This window comes from Nonomuraea sp. NPDC049152, from assembly GCF_040648355.1.
In the GTDB taxonomy this organism is placed as follows: Bacteria; Actinomycetota; Actinomycetes; order Streptosporangiales; family Streptosporangiaceae; genus Nonomuraea.
This window is the reverse complement of the sequence record NZ_JBEZDO010000005.1, coordinates 189,257-205,435: the sequence shown is the minus strand read 5'-3', so window position 1 is coordinate 205,435 and position 16,179 is coordinate 189,257. Positions and strand designations below refer to the sequence as shown.

Here is a 16,179-nt window from a genome sequence, read left to right as displayed (position 1 = left end):
GTGGGCTTTTGTGGCTCCTGCGCTCTGGGTCGGGGTTGACACTCATGAGAGGCTCACCCGGCCGCTGGCGGGACGGCTCTTGATCAGGTCGTGCAGGGTGGCGGCGACGGCGGCGGGGTCGACGGCGTTCGCGGCCTCCTCGGCGCCCACGGCGTCGGCGAGCATGCGGGTGTTCATCTCGCCCGGGTCCACCCACCAGACCGCCACATCGGGCTCCTCCGCGGCCAGCACGTTCGAGAGCTGGTCGAGGGCGGCCTTCGTCGCGCCGTACCCGCCCCATCCCTCGTAGGCGCCGGTGGCGGCGTCGGAGGAGAGGTTGACCACGGATCCGCGGCGGCGGCGCAGCGCCGGCAGCGTCGCCTGCGTCAGCCCGAGCGGCGCGACCACGTTGGTCGTCAGCAGGGCGTCGAAGGCGTCGAGCGGGTAGTCGGCCAGGCGGGGCAGCGGGGTGACGCCGAGGCCGCTGGCGTTGTTGACCAGAAGATCGAGCTCGGGTACGGCCTGCGCGAGCCTCGCCCGGTGCGCCGGGTCGGCCACGTCGCCCGCGATGGCCGTCGCGCCCAGCTCAGCGGCGGCCTTCTCCAGCTCGTCGGCGCCCCTGGCGGTCAGGACGAGCCGCCATCCGGCGGCCGCCAGCGATCGAGCGAGCGCGAGTCCGAGCCCGCGGGAAGCGCCGGTGATGAGTGCGGTGTTCGTCATACGAACGACGGTAGGAAGCGCGCCCTTCCCCGACATCGGGCGCGCGGCCGAGCCCGTGCTGAGCACTTCGACCTAGGACCGTAGGCTGAGGCCGTGAGCCCGGAATCCGACATCTTGCGAGCGGTGAGTTCGGCCGTCCTGGCCGTCACCCGCCACCTGTCGGTGCGCGAGGTCCTGCAGGTCATCGTCCGTTCGGCGCAGCAACTGCTCAACGCCAGATACGCGGCGCTCGGCGTGCCCGACGAGGACGGCTCCTTCGCCGAGTTCGTGGCCGAGGGGATCACCGACAAGCAGTGGGACGCCATCGGGCCGCTGCCCCGCCAGCATGGCATGCTCGGCGCGATGCTGCGGGACGGGGTCCCCGTCCGCCTGCCCGACCTGACGAAGGACCCCAGGTTCGAGTACTGGCCCAAGGCCCACCCCGTCATGCGCGACTTCCTCGGCGTGCCGATCCTCGACGGCGACGACGTGCTCGGCATCATCTTCCTGGCCAACAAGAAGGTGCCAGGCGGGTTCACCGAGGACGACGAGAAGCTGCTGACGATGTTCGCGGCGCACGCCGCGCTCGCGCTGACCAACGCCCGCCTCTACGAGCGGGGACGCGAGCTCGCCATGCTCGAGGAACGCAACAGGATGGCCCGCGAACTGCACGACGCGGTCACCCAGAAGCTGTTCTCGCTCCGGCTGACCGCGCAGGCCGCCAACGCCCTGCTGCCCGTCGATCCGACCCGCGCCGCCGTCGAGCTCGACCGCGTCCAGCGCCTGGCCGGAGAGGCGCTGGCCGAGTTGCGCGCCGTCATCGTCGAGCTGCGCCCTGCCGAGCTCGACAGGCACGGCCTCGCCGAGACGCTGCGCAAGCATGTGCGGCTGCTCGACCGGCTCCAGCCGTGCCAGGTGACCTTCGAGGGCGACGAGCTGCCTCCCGTGCCCGCCGAGGTCGAGGTGGCCGTCCTGCGCGTGGCCCAGGAGGCGCTCCACAACGCGCTGCGCCACTCCGGGTCCGAACGGGTCGAGGTACGGCTCACGCACGCCTCAGGCAAGCTGGCGCTCCTGGTGCGCGACGAGGGCGTAGGGTTCGACGACTCCGGGCAACTGCGTGGGCTCGGACTGGTGTCGATGGGCGACCGCGCCGAATCCGTCGGCGGCAAGGTGGCCGTGACGTCCGTGCCGGGCCAGGGCACGACGGTCCGCATGGAGGTGGGCGTGTGATCCAGGTGCTGATCGCTGACGATCATCCGGTCGTACGGCAGGGCCTGCGCACCTTCCTCGACCTGCAGGACGACATCATGGTCGTCGGCGAGGCGGGAGACGGCGAGGAGGCGGTCTCGCTGGTGGAGACGCTCCGTCCCGACGTGCTGCTGCTGGACCTCAAGATGCCGGTGCTCGACGGCCTCGGCACGCTCGAACGGCTCGGCGGCTCCGCGACCAGGATCCTCGTGCTGACCTCGGTGAGCGATCGGTCCGACGTGGGACCGGCGATGCGGGCGGGGGCGTCGGGGTTCCTCTACAAGGACGTCGACCCGAACGCGCTCGTCCAGGCGGTGCGGGCGGTGCACGGTGGGCAGGTGCTGCTGGCTCCCGAGGCGGCCGCGGCGATGATGTCGGCCGAGGCCTCACCGGTGCCGCTGACTGAGCGGGAGCGGGAGGTGCTCCGCCTGATCGCGGCCGGACGATCGAACAAGGAGATCGCTCGGGACCTGACGGTGGCGGAGAAGACGGTCAAGACCCACGTGTCGAACGTGCTGATGAAGCTCGGCGTCCAGGACCGCACCCAAGCCGCCCTCTACGCCGTCCGCCACGGCCTGGCCTGACCCACCCCCTCGGAACCCCCATCACCCGACCGAACGCGCCGGGTCCCTGTCCCTCGAAGCCCAGCACCCCCTGGGAGCCGTCCAGTACGGCGGTGCCTGACCCCGCGTCCGCCCTGTCGAAGTCCGGCGCTCCTCTGGAGGCCGTCCAGTTCGGTCGCGGCTGACCCCGCGCCCGCCCTTCGTAGTCCGGCGCTCCTCTGGGGGGCCGTCAGTTCGGCGGTGCCTGACCCTCGGGCCTCGAAGTCCGGCGGCCTTCCGGGAACGTCGCCCAGGCGATGTGTCCCCGGGAAAACCTGAGCCCCCGGACACGTGCGCGCGTCCGGGGGCCGGTGCCGTCGGGGGCCTTCGACTGGGTTTCACAACCGCACGAAGCCCCCGAAAGGCGTCAGGTGTCCTTCTTCTCGTTCCGCTCCACCCGCGTCGGAGACGGCGGGTTCCACTTCGGCGGCGGAGGCGGCGGGGGAGGCGTGTAGGTCCCGGTACCCGTGCGCCGCTTCTTCTGCGGCCAGACGATCTTCGTCCTGGTGTTCTTCATGTACAGGTGGCCCTTGAGGCCCATCCGGGCAAGTTCCTCCTGGTCGATGTCCTCCGCGCCCGTCGGCAGGTCGTAGGCGACGACGCCGAGCTTGGCGTTGGCCGACCCCTTGCTGTCCTTCTTCAGCGTCAGCTGGAAGTTGAGCCAGGTCGAGCCGCCCACCGGCACCTGGTACCGCGGCATGCACAGGAAGACCTGACCCTGCCAGATGCACTTGGTGCCCTTCGGCCCGCCCCACTTCAGCGTCGGCACGACGCCCTTGGGCAGGAAGCCGCCGATGCCGAAGTAGTCGGCGTCGTAGGGCCCGAGGTTCTTGGCCTTGATGTAGTACGTGATCTTGCCGCCGCGCTTGGTCGCCTTGTTGTACGAGACGCTCACGCTGAACTTGGAGAACGGGTCCTTCTCGGCCGTCGCCACCACAGGGCCGGCCAAGGGCGCGACCGCCGCCGCCGCAGGCGCCGCCGCGGCCAGTGGGGCCAGTGGTGCGATCAGGCCAAGCCCTAAGAACATGCCGACTGCTCGGCGCATCGTGCAGCTCCCCCCTAACGGAACTGGAAATCCCCCATTGTCTAGGCGATTATTGCCCCCGGCAAAGATTTCGCAAAGAGTGATGATCTATCGTGATATGACGTTGCTTGCACGCCGTGCAGCGAGCCGGTCACTCTTGCGACTGGGGGGAATCGCACAGGGGAGGGCCTCAGGTGCCTGACAAGCACCCGTTACAGCCAGGAGACCCGGCTGAGCTGGGTCAATACCGGTTGCTCGGGCGGCTGGGCAAGGGCGCGCAGGGGATCGTCTACAAGGCCGAGGGCCCTGACGGCGAACTGGTCGCGATCAAGCTTCTCAACACCAGGCTCGACGCCCCAGGCATCGACGCCGAACGCTTCATGCGCGAGGTCGCCGCCGCCAGGCGGGTGGCCCAGTTCTGCACCGCGCAGGTGCTCGGCGCGAACATGGACGGCGAGCTGCCGTACATCGTCAGCGAGCTGGTCGAGGGCGTCTCTCTCCAGCGCGTGGTGCAGATGGACGGCCCGCGTTCCGGCGGCGCCCTTTACCGCCTCGCCGTGGGTACGGTCACCGCGCTCGCGGCCATCCACCGCGCAGGAATCGTGCACCGTGACTTCAAGCCGAGCAACGTGCTGCTGGGCCCCGACGGCCCACGAGTGATCGACTTCGGCATCGCTAGAGCGCTCGACTCGTCGATGACGCTCAGCAGCGGCGTCGTGGGCACGCCCGCATACATGTCCCCCGAGCAGATCTCGGGCGAGCGGGTCGGGCCGGCGAGCGACCTGTTCAGCTGGGCTCTGACGATGACGTACGCGGCCACCGGCGCGCCCGCGTTCGGCCAGGACAGCCTGCCCGCGGTCATCTACCGCGTGATGAACGACGAGCCGGACCTGTCGGCGTTCCCCGACAGCCTGCGGCCGCTGGTGCAGGCGTGTCTGAGCAAGCGGGCGGACGAACGGCCTTCGGCGGCCGAGGCGCTGTTCTCGCTGCTGGAGAACCAGGGGGCGACGGCCGAGCGAGACGCCGAGGTGGCGATGACCACGGGGTCGCAGGTTGCGGCAGAGGAGGCGACACCTCAGGGACTGTTCGACTCCCTCCCGGACGGGTGGATGAGGCCGCAGGACCCCGCCCCCAACCGCTGGGCCGCCCCAACCCCGCCAAACCCCGGCGAGTTCGGCCAGGGCTCGGCCGGCCCGTCGGGCTCGACCCCTGCGCAGTCGAGCCCCGGTGGCTGGGTGAATCCGTCGGACTCCTACCCCGGCGGGTGGGCCAACCCCTCGGGCACGCCCTACGTTCCGCCGCAGCCGCCCGCCTCGCCGTACGGGCCGCCGCCGCAGGCTTACGTGCCGCCCCAGCCCGGCCCGCCCCAGCCCGGCCCGCCTCATCAGGGCCCGCCTCATCAGGGCCCGCCTCATCAGGGCCCGCCTCATCAGGGCCCATCCCACCAAGGCCCATCCCACCAAGGCCCGCCCCGACAGGACCCACCACACCACGGCCCCTACCAGGGCTCTCCCCAAAGCGCTCCGCCTCAGGGGCCGTCTCGCCAAGGGCCTCCGCAGCAGGGCGGCCCGCAGCAGGGGCTTCAGCAGCAGGGTTCGCCGCAGCGTGGGCTTCAGCAGCAGGGCCCGTCGCAGCAGGGTTCGCCGCATTCCGGTTCATCGCGACCGGGCATGCCGTACCCGGGGCAGGATCCCGGAGGCATGCCGCCGCACGGGAGCGGTGGTCGCTCCGACCCCGGGTCGCCCGACGCGGGCTCGAAGCGCGCTGGAGCGCCGGGGACGGCGTCCGCACGCGACAACGACAACGACGCGTTCTTCAGGGAGACCAGGCCCGAGGAGAAGCACGCGGAGGACACGTCGCGCCGCCGCAGAGCGATGATGGTCGGCGGCACACTGGTCCTGGCGCTCGCGCTGGCGGCGGGCGTGCTGCTCTTCGTGCCGCGCGCGTTCGAGGGCCCGGTGGAGCCGTCGCCGACCCCGCTCGCCAACGGGACCATCACGGCGCAGCCCTCACCCTCGGTCTCGCCATCGGCCTCTCCCTCGCTCTCCCCGTCGGCGACCCCGTCGGTCTCGGTGACGGGGTCCGCTCCGCCGAGCCCCACCCCGACTGGCGTGACGACCGGGGTTCCCCAGGCGTTGCCCGTTCTCGGCAAGCAGGACGGCAAGTCGCTGTCCGGCCACAGCGAGGCCGTCCAGTCGCTGTCGGCGATCAAGATCGGCGATGGCCTGCGGTTCGTGTCGGGCGGGCAGGACGGCCTGCTGCGCGTCTGGGACCCCGTGAAGCGCACCACCGTCGCCAAGCTGCGCGGCCACGACAACGACATCTACGCGGTCGCCTGCGTGACCGTCGGCTCCACACCGATGGCCGTGACCGGCGGCTACGACCACACCGTCCGCCTGTGGAACCTCAAGACCCGCAAGGGCACCGTCCTCGGCAGGCACCCGATCGCGGTGTTCGCGGTCGCGGTGGGCAAGGTGGGCGGCAAGTACATCGCGGTCACCGGCGACGGCGACGGCATGCTGCGGTTCTGGGACGTGAAGAAGCGCAAGCAGATCGGCTCGGTCAAAGCGCACAAGAGGGACGTCAACTGGCTGAGCGTCGGCCGGGTCGGCGACCGTCCCGTGGTCGTCTCGGCGAGCGAGGACAAGAGCCTGCGGGTGTGGGACCTGGCCAAGCGCAAGGCGTACGGCAAGACGTACAAGGGCCACAGCAAGGCCGTGTTCTCCGTCGCGGTCGGCCAGGTGGACGGCAAGGCCGTGGTGGCATCGGGCGGCAAGGACGAGAAGATCCGCCTCTGGGACCCGAAGACCGGGCGCTCGATCGGCAAGCCCATGTCGGGGCACTCGAGCAACGTGTACTCGCTGTCGTTCGGGTCCGTGGACGGGAAGGCGGTGCTGGCGTCGGGGAGCACGGACGGGACGATCCGCCTGTGGGACCCCGCGAGCCGGCAGGCGCTGGGCGGCTCGGTGAAGGCGCACGGGGGCGGGGTGTACTCGGTGGCGGTCGCCACGGTGGAGGGCGCTCCGGCGGTGGTGTCGGCGGGCAAGGACAAACGCATCAAGATCTGGCGCTTCGGCACCCCCTCGCCCACCCCAACCCCCGGAAGCCCCTGACCCGGGATGACGGCTCCCCTCTGAGGGACCCAAGAGAGCCTGCCGAAGGGTGAAAGCGCAGGTCCTTCGGAGGGTGCCGGAGGGTGAGGGTGCCGGCTCTCAGGAGCGTGAGGGCGGCGGTTCTTCGGAGGGGTGGGCGGCTCGGGAATCCGTAGGGAATGTGCGGCCTCGGGAAGACGCGGGCCGGGGAATCCGTGGGGTGGTGCGGCGTGACGGCGGCTCGCCACGTGGGCTGGAGGAGCGTCTCCCTGGACGGACGTCAGCCGGTGACCTGGGTGGGCTGTCGGGTGCTTGCCGTACAGGAAGCCAATGAACGCGGGTGCTTGCCGTACAGGAAACCCTATACGTGCGGGGGCTCGAAGACGGCGTGGTGGGCGGAGATGAGCGCGCGGCGGATGGCCGCGTCGAGTGAGCGGAGCGCCACCGCTCGGGTGGCGATCTGCGCGGACGTCAGCCCGCGGTCGTCGGCCATCCGCAGCGCCGCCGACAGGCGGGCGGCCAGCGCCGACACCCGGTGGGCGCGCGCCGGGTACCCGGGCGCCAGCTCGCCCCCGGCCCGCAGCTGTCCTGGATGTCCCTGGAGCGGCCCCTGCACGTCCGCCAGCGCCTCGGTGGCCTCCAGCATCGCGCCGGTCAGCTCCCGTTCGGCCTCCGCGAGCGACGGCAGGTCGGCGCGCGGCGGACCCGACTCGTGGACGGCGAGCCGCACCCCCACGTAGGACGACCCGCGCAGGTCCTGCGCGGGTACGAGCCCGATGACCCGATCCCTCAGTACGGCTATCGCCGCCTCTCCCGCCTCCACTGCGGCCGCGTTGAAGGCCGGTGGCCCCGACAGTCCCAGCGGATCACCGGGAGCGGGCAGCGCGAGACGGAGTTCGGTGAGACCGTTGACTCGAAGCTCGGCCAGATATCCGCGCAGCGGCAGTGAGTCGACCACGACGGGTCCTGACAGCTTCTCCACCTGGTCGGCGGCCTCGTCGAGGCCGACGTGTCCGGTCAGCCACGCGTTGCCCCACGCGACGAGCGGCGATGAGATAGGCGTTTGAGGGCGCACCGGTCCACGATATGCGCTCGCCCTGCAATAGGTTTGTCCCGAGCGTTCCATAGGGAGGTATCAGCGATGGGTGGTCAGGTGCTGCGGCTCCAGGACGTGGGCGTCCGCCGGGACGGGGCGGCCCTGATACGCGGCATCGACTGGGCGGTCAACGAGGACGAGCGCTGGGTCGTCATCGGGCCGAACGGCGCGGGCAAGACGACGCTGCTCCAGGTCGCCGCCACGTTGCTGTTCCCCAGCGAGGGCGTGGTCGAGGTGCTGGGCGAGCGGATCGGCCAGACCGACGTGTTCGACCTGCGGCCGCGGATCGGGCTCGCCAGTTCGGCGCTGGCGGAGAAGGTGCCCGCCGAGGAGAAGGTCATCGACCTGGTGCTGACCGCGTCTTACGCGATCCTCGGCCGCTGGACGGAGGAGTACGACTCCCACGACGTCACCCGCGCCGTCGAGCTGATCGACATGATGGGCGTCGCGCACCTGATCAGGCGGCGCTTCGGCACCCTGTCGGAGGGCGAGCGCAAGCGCGTCCAGATCGCCCGCGCCCTCATGCCCGATCCCGAGCTGCTGCTGCTCGACGAGCCCGCGGCGGGGCTCGACCTGGGCGGCCGCGAGGATCTCGTACGGCGGCTCGCGACCCTGGCCGGAGACTACCGTTCGCCCACGATGGTGCTGGTCACGCACCACGTGGAGGAGGTCCCCGCCGGGTTCACGCACGCGATGCTGCTGCGCCACGGCTCTGTCGTCGCTCAGGGGCCGATCGAGCACGTGATGACCGCCGACAACCTCTCGCGGACGTTCGGCGTGCCGCTGGTTCTGGAGCGCAACTCCCTGGGCCGCTGGTACGCCAGGCCGCAATAGCATTTGTGCGGTTAACGGCTGCTACAAGGGAAAACCAAATATCATCTTCGGAGCCGGACCCTACGACTCTCGGAGTGTGGCCATGGGCACCGAGCAGCTGATCGTCGCACTTGTCTTGGTCGCGGTCGTGGGGTTCGCGCTGGCGAGGACGGTCCGGATCATCCCGCAGGCCACCGCGGCGATCATCGAACGGCTCGGCCGCTACCACCGCACGCTCACCCCTGGGCTCAACCTCGTCGTGCCGTTCATCGACAGCATCAAGGAGATGATCGACCTGCGGGAGCAGGTCGTGTCGTTCCCTCCGCAGCCGGTCATCACCTCCGACAATCTCGTGGTCTCCATCGACACGGTCATCTACTTCCAGGTGACCAACCCCAAGGCGGCCACCTACGAGATCGCGAACTTCCTCGTCGGCGTCGAGCAGCTGACGGTCACGACGCTGCGGAACGTCGTCGGCGGGATGGACCTCGAGCGGACGCTCACCTCTCGCGAGGAGATCAACACCGAGTTGCGCGGCGTGCTGGACGAGGCGACGGGCAAGTGGGGGATCAGGGTGAACCGGGTCGAGCTGAAGGCGATCGACCCGCCCGCCTCGATCCAGGACTCGATGGAGAAGCAGATGCGGGCCGACCGTGACAAGCGGGCCGCGGTGCTGACGGCGGAGGGGCAGAAGCAGGCGGCGATCCTGACGGCCGAGGGCGAGAAGCAGGCGGCGGTGCTCCGGGCTCGCGGGGAGGCGGAGGCGGCGGTTCTGCGCGCTCAGGCAGAGGCGGAGGCGGCGGCGATGCGGGCCAAGGGGCAGGCGGACGCGATCGGGATGGTGTTCAGGGCGATCCACGAGGGAAAGCCGGACGAGCGGCTGTTGGCGTACCAGTACCTGCAGATGCTGCCGGAGATCGCCAAGGGGGACGCGAACAAGCTGTGGATCGTGCCTTCCGAGATGGGGAAGGCCCTGGAGAATCTCGGCGGGTTGTTCGGCGGCACGAAGGACAAGCCCGAGTAACCGGGCCTTCTGTGTACGGGCGGTCCATCCGAAGACCCCGCCTCCGAGCCCCGACGCGCCAAGGAGCCTCAGGCCCCGCTCACACACGAGTCACCGGCGAACGCCCTTGAGGTCCAGTCCGCCGCGCGAGTGACCGCTACCCCCTCGAAGACCTCGACCCCGCCACGGGTGGCCGCGGCCCGGGCCGTTCCGAAGACCAGGCTCGCGCCTGACCGGGAGTGTCGACCCCGAAGGGGGGCAGGTGGGAGCTGACGTCTAGGCTCTGGCGGCAGTGCATACGGAATGCGGAAGGGGCGGGACTTGACGCCGTGGGAAGCGGTCGCGATCTGTGCGGCCGGAGTCGCAGCCGGGGCCATCAACGCCGTCGTGGGGTCGGGATCGCTGATCACCTTTCCCACGCTGGTGGCCGTAGGCATCGACCCCGTCGCGGCCAACGTCTCCAACAACATCGGCCTCGTCCCGGGCTCCTTCACCGGCGCGTACGGCTACCGCGCCGAGCTCAAGGGCCAGCGCGACCGCCTCATCAAGCTGGGTGTCGGCTCGGCGCTCGGCTCCCTGCTCGGCGGCCTGCTCCTGCTGGTCCTCGACCGTGGCGTCTTCCAGGTCGTCGTGCCCGTCCTGATCGCGATCGCCTGCGTGCTCGTCGTCCTGCAGCCCAAGCTGAACGGCTGGCTGGCCGCGCGGCGCGAGCACGCCCACCCCGACGGCGGCCCGATGCTGTGGCTGGGCGTGTTCGGCGCGGGCGTCTACGGCGGCTACTTCGGCGCCGCCCAGGGCGTGCTGCTCATCGGCCTGCTCGGCGCCTTCCTGACCGAGGATCTGCAGCGGGTCAACGCCGCCAAGAACGTCCTGTCGCTGATCGTCAACGCGACGGCGGCCGTCCTGTTCACGATCATCGCGCCGGTGGACTGGTGGGCGGTGCTGATGGTGGCGCTCGGCGCGACGCTGGGCGGATTCCTGGGCGCGAAGGTGGGTCGCAAGCTGCCCGCTCCGGTGCTGCGCGGGTTCATCGTGTGCGTGGGAGTCATCGCCATCATCAAACTGGTGTACGGATAAATCCCAGCTAAATGGGTATAAATTAGGGCATGAAGGGTGATCGAGTCGAGATCGTGATCGACGCGGGAGGCACCCCGCGCACCTACGAAGTGATCGCCACCAAAGCCGGAAGGCGCGTCGAAGTCGCCACCAGACGCGGCCTGGTCGAAGTCAGCGAGGTGACAAGAAGCGGCACGGCCGTACGCACCGCGCGCTTCATGTCCAGCAGGATCCTCGCCCTCGTCGAACACCCCGCCGACGCCCCCCGTCCCGCGGGTCAGCGGAAGTCGGCCGCGTGATCGGCGGCCCACTCCGCGAATGACCTGGCTGGGCGCCCCGTCAGCCGCTCCACCGCGTCCGTGACCTCCTCGGGAGTGGTGACGAAACTCCCCCATGCCTCGACCGCCTCCCGCGCCAGCACGGGATCGCCCCAGACGGCGGCCATCTGCGCCACGGCCTCCTCGGGAGGCATCTCCTCCCACCGCACGTCGCGTCCCACGGCCGAGCCGATGATCCGCACCTGCTCGGCCTGGGTGACGGCGGAGGGCCCGCTGAGCACGGGAGCCTGCCCGACGAGCTCGTCCGACAGCAGCGCCCTCACCGCGACGGCGGCGATGTCGGCCTCGTGGATCAGCGAACGGGCGGCCGCGCCGTGCACCCAGCGGACGGTTCCGCCGCGGATCTGCTCGGCCCAGCCGAGGGTGTTGGCCGCGAACCCGCCAGGTCGCAGGAACGTCCACTCCAGCGGTGACGCCTGGATGAGGCGCTCGACGTCCTTGTGGAACATCGTGGAGTCCTCGGGAAGGTTCGCCGACAGGTAGACGATGCCTCGGGCGTGCTCGGCGACCAGGTCAACGACCTTGGCGGCGGTCTCGGCGGCGAAGCCGGGCCAGACGAGGAAGACCCTGTCGACCCCTTCGAGGGCGTCGGGCAGCGAGGAGGGGTCGGTGAGGTCGCCCTTGACGACCTCGACTCCCTCGGGAAATGCGGCCGTGGCGGGGTTCCTGACGAGCGCCCTGACCTGGGCTCCTTCGGCGACGAGCAGGCTGACTGCGTGGCGACCGACGTTGCCGGTCGCTCCCGTGACGAGAATCATGGAACGACCGTAGGAGTTGAACGAAGGTTTAAGTCAAGGGCCGGACCTGGACGGTGCCGTCCTGCCGTATCCGGGTCTCGAAGGTGGGCGCGGGCGCGGTGGCGGGGCCGTGCTTGACCGAGCCGTCGGACAGCCTGAACGTGCTGCCGTGCCAGGGGCAGACCACGCACGGCACGCCGTTCTCCATCACGATCCTGCCCTGGTGGAGCGGGCCCGCCAGGTGCGAGCACTGGTCGGCGAGCACGGTCACGCCGCCGCTGTGACGCAGCACGAACAGCTGGATGTAGCCGAGCCTGCGGGCCACGGGCCTGCCCTGGGGCAGGTCGTCGAGCCGGCACAGGTCGTGCCAGCCGAGCGGGACCAGGTGCGCGACCTGCTCGGCGTGGTTGGCGCCCGCCGCCTGCCGGTAGGCCAGGTGGCCACCCAGGTAGCCGCCGACGGCGGCCGCGCCGAGCCCCACGAGCGACAGTGCCTTGCCGCCGCCTTCCCGCCCCGCCAGCCTGAGCGCCAGGGATCCGGAGAAGAGCCCCAGCGCGGACAGGTTCACCAGCATGTGGACGAACCCCACCCGCTGCTGCTCGAGGTGGAGCGAGGACCAGTCGGTGACCCCGGCGGCGGCCGTCGGCAGCGCCCCTGCGAGGCCGGCGGCGATCAGGGTCCGCGCGGCGCGCGGGTCGGCCTTCACGAAGTCCAGCAGGGTCGCCGACACCCAGCAGCCGATCGTGACGTTCGCCAGCGGCGGGTGCAGCGGCTTGCCCGTGGGCACCCCGTGCAGCAGGTCGCGCAGCGTGCCGGGCCTGATCTTCTCGCGTACGGCTTTCGCCAGCGCTCTGATCGGCCGGTCCATCGACCTGCTCTTCTCGAGCCTGTCGGCGAGATCGACCGGTCCCGCCAGCCTGACTTTCTCCTTCACGATCGGACCCCTACCCCCGTGGTAAGGGGATCACTCGGGCAGGTGACCTCTGCGGACCGAGAGGTCGACCAACTCGTACGCGTAGGCGCCGAGCGACGCCGACCCCTCTTCAATGATCTTCACCTTCTCGCGCACCTGGTCGGCCCGCACCTTGAACAGTGGCCATGTGCCGCCCTCGGTCTGGTGGTTGGCCAAAATGGGGGCGAACCTGTCGAGCGCCTTGGCGAAGCGTGCCTCCACCGTCTCGCGCGCCTCGAACTCGTCCCACAGCTCCCTGAAAAGGGTCGCCTGGTCCGAGGGGAGCAGCGCGAAGATCCGGTCGGCGGCGGCGCGCTCGGTCTCGATCTGGGCCGCCACCGCCGCCGCGTCGTAGATGAAGGTGTCGCCCGCGTCGATCTCCACCAGGTCGTGCACGAGAAGCATGGCCACCACGCGCTGGATGTCCGTGCCGGGCGGCGCGTGCTCACCGAGGATCATCGCCAGCATGCCGACGTACCAGGAGTGCTCGGCGTCGTTCTCCCGCCGCGAGCCGTCCATGAGGCTGTTGCGGCGGATCACCCTCTTCAGTTTGTCGATCTCCAGGGCGAAGGCGATCTGGGTGTTCAGTCGGTCCTCTTCCGGGGCGCTAGTCACGCGCGACACCCTATGCATGACCAACGCGTCCGGTCGACCGAAAGATCACGTGACCCGCTCTACGTCACAAGGCCTCGACGGTGACGGGAACCCCGTTGAACACGGCGTTGCCGGATGGGACGTCGATCGCGGCGTCGTCGGTCAGCGTGTTCGCGCTGACTCCCGGATGCTCGGCGGCCACCGCCTGAGCGCTGCCCGTGTGGCCCCAGCCGTGCGGGAGGCTGACCACCCCCTGCATGATCGTGTCCGTGGGCTCCAGCGTGACCGTGAGGCGTCCCGTGGCCGAGGTGACCACCGCCTCGCCGTCGAGTCCGAGCCGTTCCACGTCCGCAGGGTTGATCTGGAGCGTGCACCGGTTGCTGCCGCCGACCAGGGTGCTGACGTTGTGCATCCAGCTGTTGTTCGAGCGCAGGTGGCGGCGGCCGATCAGCACCATCTCGGGAGGGGCGTGCTCCAGCCGCTCCTTCAGCCGCTCGACGTCCTCCAGAAGCTGCGCGGGCGCCAGCTCGACCCGTCCCGAGGCCGTGTGGAGGGCGCCGGGCAGCCGGGGCTCCAGCGCGCCGAGGTCGAGCCCGTGCGGGTTCTCGCGCAATTTGGCCAGGGATAGCTCGTAGGGGCCGAGCCGCAGCATCATGTCGAGCCTGCGCTCCGCGCCCGTCTCACCGTCGAGCTGGAGCTCCGCTCCGGCCTTCTGGAGCGTCTGGTCGATGATGAACTCGTCCAGGTCACCCTCGAGTCCCGAGGCGATCATCGCGAGCCTGGCCATGATCTCCGACTCCGACGGCCGCTCGCCCAGCGGCAGGATGGGCGGCGAGTAGCGCGCGTAGTTGCGCACCGCGAACCCCGTCAGCGCGAAGTCGTAGTGTCCCGACTGCAGCACCCGGGGCGGCGGCAGGATCACGTTCGCGTGCCTGGTCGTCTCGTTCAGGTAGGGATCCACGCTGACCATGAAGTCGAGCTGCTCGAACGCCTCGTCCAGCCGGGCCCCGTTGGGCGCCGACAGCACGGGATTGCCCGCCACCGTCACCAGGAAGCGCACCTGGCCCTCGCCCGGCGTCTCGATCTCGTCGGCGAGCGTCGCCACGGGCAGCTCGCCGTTGGCTTCGGGCAGGCCGCGCACCCTGCTCTTCCATCTGCCCGTGGTGTACGGCCTGCGGGTCCTCGGCGCCTCGGTCGCCGGCATGGGGAACATCGCCCCGCCAGGCCTGTCGAGGTTGCCGGTCAGCGTGTTCAGCACGTCGACCAGCCACTGGGCCAGCGTGCCGAACTCCTGGGTGCAGGTGCCGATCCGCGCGTACACGGCGGCGGTGGGGGCGGCGGCCACCTCGCGGGCGAGCCGGACGATCGTCTCCTCCGGCACGCCGGTACGGCGGGCGACCACCTCGGGAGTGAAGTGCTTGGCCGCCTCCCTGACCTCCTCCAGGCCGTTGACCTCGCACGACACCGAGGTCAGCCCTTCGGCGAACAGCGTGTGGACCAGGCCGAACAGCAGGTAGGCGTCGGCGCCGGGCCGTACGAACACGTGCTCGTCGGCCAGCGCCGCGGTCCTGGTGCGCCGCGGGTCGACCACGACCACCTTGCCGCCTCGCCGTCTGATGGCCTTCAGCCTGCCGGGGAAGTCGGGCGCGGTGCACAGCGAGCCGTTCGACTCCAGGGGGTTGGCGCCGAGCATCAGCAGGTAGTCGGTGCGATCCAGGTCGGGGACAGGGATGCGCAGCGGGTGCCCGAACATCAGCCCGCTGGACACGTGCTTGGGCATCTGGTCGGCCGTGCTGGCGGAGAAGACGTTCCTGGTGCCGAGCGCTCTGATCAGCGGCGCGGCGTAGAGCGCGCCCGCCATCGTGTGCGCGCCGGGGTTGCCGAGGTAGACGGCGATCGTCTGGCGGTCCTTCACGGTCGCGATGGCGCGGGCGACGGTGTCGAAGGCCTCCTCCCAGGTCACCTCGCGCCACAGGTCGCCCTCGCGGACCAGCGGCTTGCCGAGGCGGTCGGGATCCTCGTCCAGACGGCCGAGACTGGCGCCCTTGGGGCAGATGAACCCCTTGCTGAACGGGTCGTCCTTGTCGCCCTTCACACTGGTGACGTGGCCACCCTCGTCGAGGGTGAGCGTCAGGCCGCAGACGGCCTCGCAGAGGGGGCAGGTGCGGTGCACGGTCGTCATCGCTGCTCCTGAGTTCGTCATCTGAACTCATCTTGTCCTGTACGGCAGGCCGTGGGAAGGCCCGAGGGCCGGGGTCTTCGGGAGCGTCTCGTCCCCCGAAGACCCCGGCCCCCTCCTGGATGGATCAGGCGGGAACGAGCAGTCTGGCGGTATCGGGCGGCTCCTCGATGTCGGCGCGGGTGGAACGCAGCGCGACCCATCCGCTCCTGCCGTACAGCCGCTCCAGGCCGGGACTCACCGCGCCGGCGGGCGCCTCGCGCCGGATGATCTCGACGATCACCAGGTGTGTCCACCTGCGGTGCCTGTGGATCCTGACGTCCCGCGCGAAGCAGGCCGCCTCGATCTCCCCTGCGAAGGCCTCGAAGTCCTCCGCGCAGATGCCGGCCCTGGTGAGCACCAGTGCCTTCTCCCCGACGGCCGTGGGCGTGATCCACAGGATGAGCGGGATCCTGCCCGAGCGGGTGTGCATGGTCGTCTCCAGGCAGACCCGCTGCAGGCGGTGGCGGGAGGCGACGCACCACGCGTGCGCGACGAGCCAGCCGCGCCCGGCACGGGTGGCGGCGGGCACCGAGACCGCGCTGGTGAGCGCGATGAACGGCACCCAGCGACCGCCTCCTAACGCGCCCAGCACGATCACGACGAGCCCCGCGGCGAGCAGCAGTTCGGTGCGGATCCGCCAGAGCCTGACCAGCGCGCCGGAGCGCTCCGCCGCGGGCAGGTCCGCGACGGACGGGTGAACCTGGTGCCGAGGATTGCGCGACATC

Annotated in this window: 15 protein-coding genes; 7 read left to right on the top strand and 8 right to left on the bottom strand. The window is 70.5% G+C overall.

All coding sequences use genetic code 11. The features are described from left to right. Nucleotides 1-42: 42 nt before the first annotated feature. The gene (locus AB0B45_RS12205) at nucleotides 43-699 is read right to left on the bottom strand and encodes an SDR family NAD(P)-dependent oxidoreductase (RefSeq protein ID WP_358128874.1); all 657 of its coding nucleotides are present in this window, start codon (nucleotides 697-699) and stop codon (nucleotides 43-45) included. A gap of 123 nt (nucleotides 700-822) precedes the next feature. On the opposite strand from AB0B45_RS12205, the gene AB0B45_RS12200 reads away from it, so the two are divergent. Then, nucleotides 823-1,908 carry a GAF domain-containing sensor histidine kinase gene (locus tag AB0B45_RS12200; protein WP_358128872.1) on the top strand — a complete coding sequence of 362 codons (1,086 nt, stop codon included), beginning with the start codon at nucleotides 823-825 and terminating at the stop codon, nucleotides 1,906-1,908. Beyond that, nucleotides 1,905-2,510: a response regulator transcription factor gene (locus tag AB0B45_RS12195; protein ID WP_358128868.1), complete on the top strand. Its 606-nt coding sequence runs from the start codon at nucleotides 1,905-1,907 to the stop codon at nucleotides 2,508-2,510. The genes AB0B45_RS12200 and AB0B45_RS12195 overlap by 4 nt, the downstream gene beginning before the upstream one ends. Nucleotides 2,511-2,895: 385 nt before the next feature. On the opposite strand, the gene AB0B45_RS12190 is transcribed toward AB0B45_RS12195, so the two are convergent. Beyond that, complete coding sequence (locus tag AB0B45_RS12190; protein WP_358128866.1) at nucleotides 2,896-3,555, bottom strand: hypothetical protein; 660 nt, start codon at nucleotides 3,553-3,555, stop codon at nucleotides 2,896-2,898. Nucleotides 3,556-3,746: 191 nt separating this feature from the next. On the opposite strand from AB0B45_RS12190, the gene AB0B45_RS12185 reads away from it, so the two are divergent. After that, the gene (locus AB0B45_RS12185) at nucleotides 3,747-6,665 is read left to right on the top strand and encodes a serine/threonine-protein kinase (protein ID WP_358128864.1); all 2,919 of its coding nucleotides are present in this window, start codon (nucleotides 3,747-3,749) and stop codon (nucleotides 6,663-6,665) included. A 340-nt stretch (nucleotides 6,666-7,005) separates the two neighbouring features. Here the strand turns inward: AB0B45_RS12185 and AB0B45_RS12180 are convergent, their stop codons facing one another. Beyond that, nucleotides 7,006-7,719: a hypothetical protein gene (locus tag AB0B45_RS12180; protein ID WP_358128862.1), complete on the bottom strand. Its 714-nt coding sequence runs from the start codon at nucleotides 7,717-7,719 to the stop codon at nucleotides 7,006-7,008. A 66-nt stretch (nucleotides 7,720-7,785) separates the two neighbouring features. Here AB0B45_RS12180 and AB0B45_RS12175 point away from each other — a divergent pair, with 66 nt between their 5' ends. The 4 genes from AB0B45_RS12175 (at nucleotide 7,786) to AB0B45_RS12160 (ending at nucleotide 10,911) form a co-directional block, all read left to right on the top strand. Next, entirely contained in the window at nucleotides 7,786-8,574 is a 789-nt protein-coding gene (locus AB0B45_RS12175) for an ABC transporter ATP-binding protein (protein ID WP_358128859.1), read from the top strand. A gap of 82 nt (nucleotides 8,575-8,656) precedes the next feature. After that, on the top strand, nucleotides 8,657-9,577 hold the full coding sequence (locus AB0B45_RS12170; protein ID WP_358128856.1) for an SPFH domain-containing protein: 921 nt from the start codon (nucleotides 8,657-8,659) through the stop codon (nucleotides 9,575-9,577). A 300-nt stretch (nucleotides 9,578-9,877) separates the two neighbouring features. Beyond that, nucleotides 9,878-10,633, top strand: a complete 756-nt coding sequence (locus AB0B45_RS12165) for a sulfite exporter TauE/SafE family protein (RefSeq protein WP_358128853.1) — start codon at nucleotides 9,878-9,880, stop codon at nucleotides 10,631-10,633. A gap of 29 nt (nucleotides 10,634-10,662) precedes the next feature. Next, on the top strand, nucleotides 10,663-10,911 hold the full coding sequence (locus AB0B45_RS12160) for a hypothetical protein (RefSeq protein WP_358128851.1): 249 nt from the start codon (nucleotides 10,663-10,665) through the stop codon (nucleotides 10,909-10,911). On the opposite strand, the gene AB0B45_RS12155 is transcribed toward AB0B45_RS12160, so the two are convergent. The 5 genes from AB0B45_RS12155 to AB0B45_RS12135 form a co-directional block, all read right to left on the bottom strand. Beyond that, on the bottom strand, nucleotides 10,890-11,708 hold the full coding sequence (locus AB0B45_RS12155) for an NAD(P)H-binding protein (RefSeq protein WP_358128848.1): 819 nt from the start codon (nucleotides 11,706-11,708) through the stop codon (nucleotides 10,890-10,892). The genes AB0B45_RS12160 and AB0B45_RS12155 overlap by 22 nt on opposite strands. A gap of 28 nt (nucleotides 11,709-11,736) precedes the next feature. Next, nucleotides 11,737-12,621, bottom strand: coding sequence for a Rieske 2Fe-2S domain-containing protein (locus tag AB0B45_RS12150; RefSeq protein ID WP_358128846.1), 885 nt, complete (start codon nucleotides 12,619-12,621; stop codon nucleotides 11,737-11,739). Nucleotides 12,622-12,651: 30 nt separating this feature from the next. Further along, nucleotides 12,652-13,272: an HD domain-containing protein gene (locus AB0B45_RS12145; protein WP_358128843.1), complete on the bottom strand. Its 621-nt coding sequence runs from the start codon at nucleotides 13,270-13,272 to the stop codon at nucleotides 12,652-12,654. Between the two features lie 46 nt (nucleotides 13,273-13,318). Continuing rightward, nucleotides 13,319-15,415: a molybdopterin-dependent oxidoreductase gene (locus tag AB0B45_RS12140; RefSeq protein WP_358128839.1), complete on the bottom strand. Its 2,097-nt coding sequence runs from the start codon at nucleotides 15,413-15,415 to the stop codon at nucleotides 13,319-13,321. Nucleotides 15,416-15,539: 124 nt separating this feature from the next. Further along, nucleotides 15,540-16,178, bottom strand: a complete 639-nt coding sequence (locus tag AB0B45_RS12135; protein ID WP_358128837.1) for a hypothetical protein — start codon at nucleotides 16,176-16,178, stop codon at nucleotides 15,540-15,542. Nucleotide 16,179: the final 1 nt, after the last annotated feature.

What these genes read in the sequence shown, in the direction of transcription:
- AB0B45_RS12140 (WP_358128839.1), bottom strand. Translation starts at nt 15,415, where the DNA reads ATGACGACCGTGCACCGCACCTGCCCCCTCTGCGAGGCCGTCTGCGGC.
- AB0B45_RS12190 (WP_358128866.1), bottom strand. Translation starts at nt 3,555, where the DNA reads ATGTTCTTAGGGCTTGGCCTGATCGCACCACTGGCCCCACTGGCCGCG.
- AB0B45_RS12175 (WP_358128859.1), top strand. Translation starts at nt 7,786, where the DNA reads ATGGGTGGTCAGGTGCTGCGGCTCCAGGACGTGGGCGTCCGCCGGGAC.
- AB0B45_RS12160 (WP_358128851.1), top strand. Translation starts at nt 10,663, where the DNA reads ATGAAGGGTGATCGAGTCGAGATCGTGATCGACGCGGGAGGCACCCCG.
- AB0B45_RS12170 (WP_358128856.1), top strand. Translation starts at nt 8,657, where the DNA reads ATGGGCACCGAGCAGCTGATCGTCGCACTTGTCTTGGTCGCGGTCGTG.
- AB0B45_RS12135 (WP_358128837.1), bottom strand. Translation starts at nt 16,178, where the DNA reads ATGTCGCGCAATCCTCGGCACCAGGTTCACCCGTCCGTCGCGGACCTG.
- AB0B45_RS12145 (WP_358128843.1), bottom strand. Translation starts at nt 13,272, where the DNA reads ATGCATAGGGTGTCGCGCGTGACTAGCGCCCCGGAAGAGGACCGACTG.
- AB0B45_RS12205 (WP_358128874.1), bottom strand. Translation starts at nt 699, where the DNA reads ATGACGAACACCGCACTCATCACCGGCGCTTCCCGCGGGCTCGGACTC.
- AB0B45_RS12155 (WP_358128848.1), bottom strand. Translation starts at nt 11,708, where the DNA reads ATGATTCTCGTCACGGGAGCGACCGGCAACGTCGGTCGCCACGCAGTC.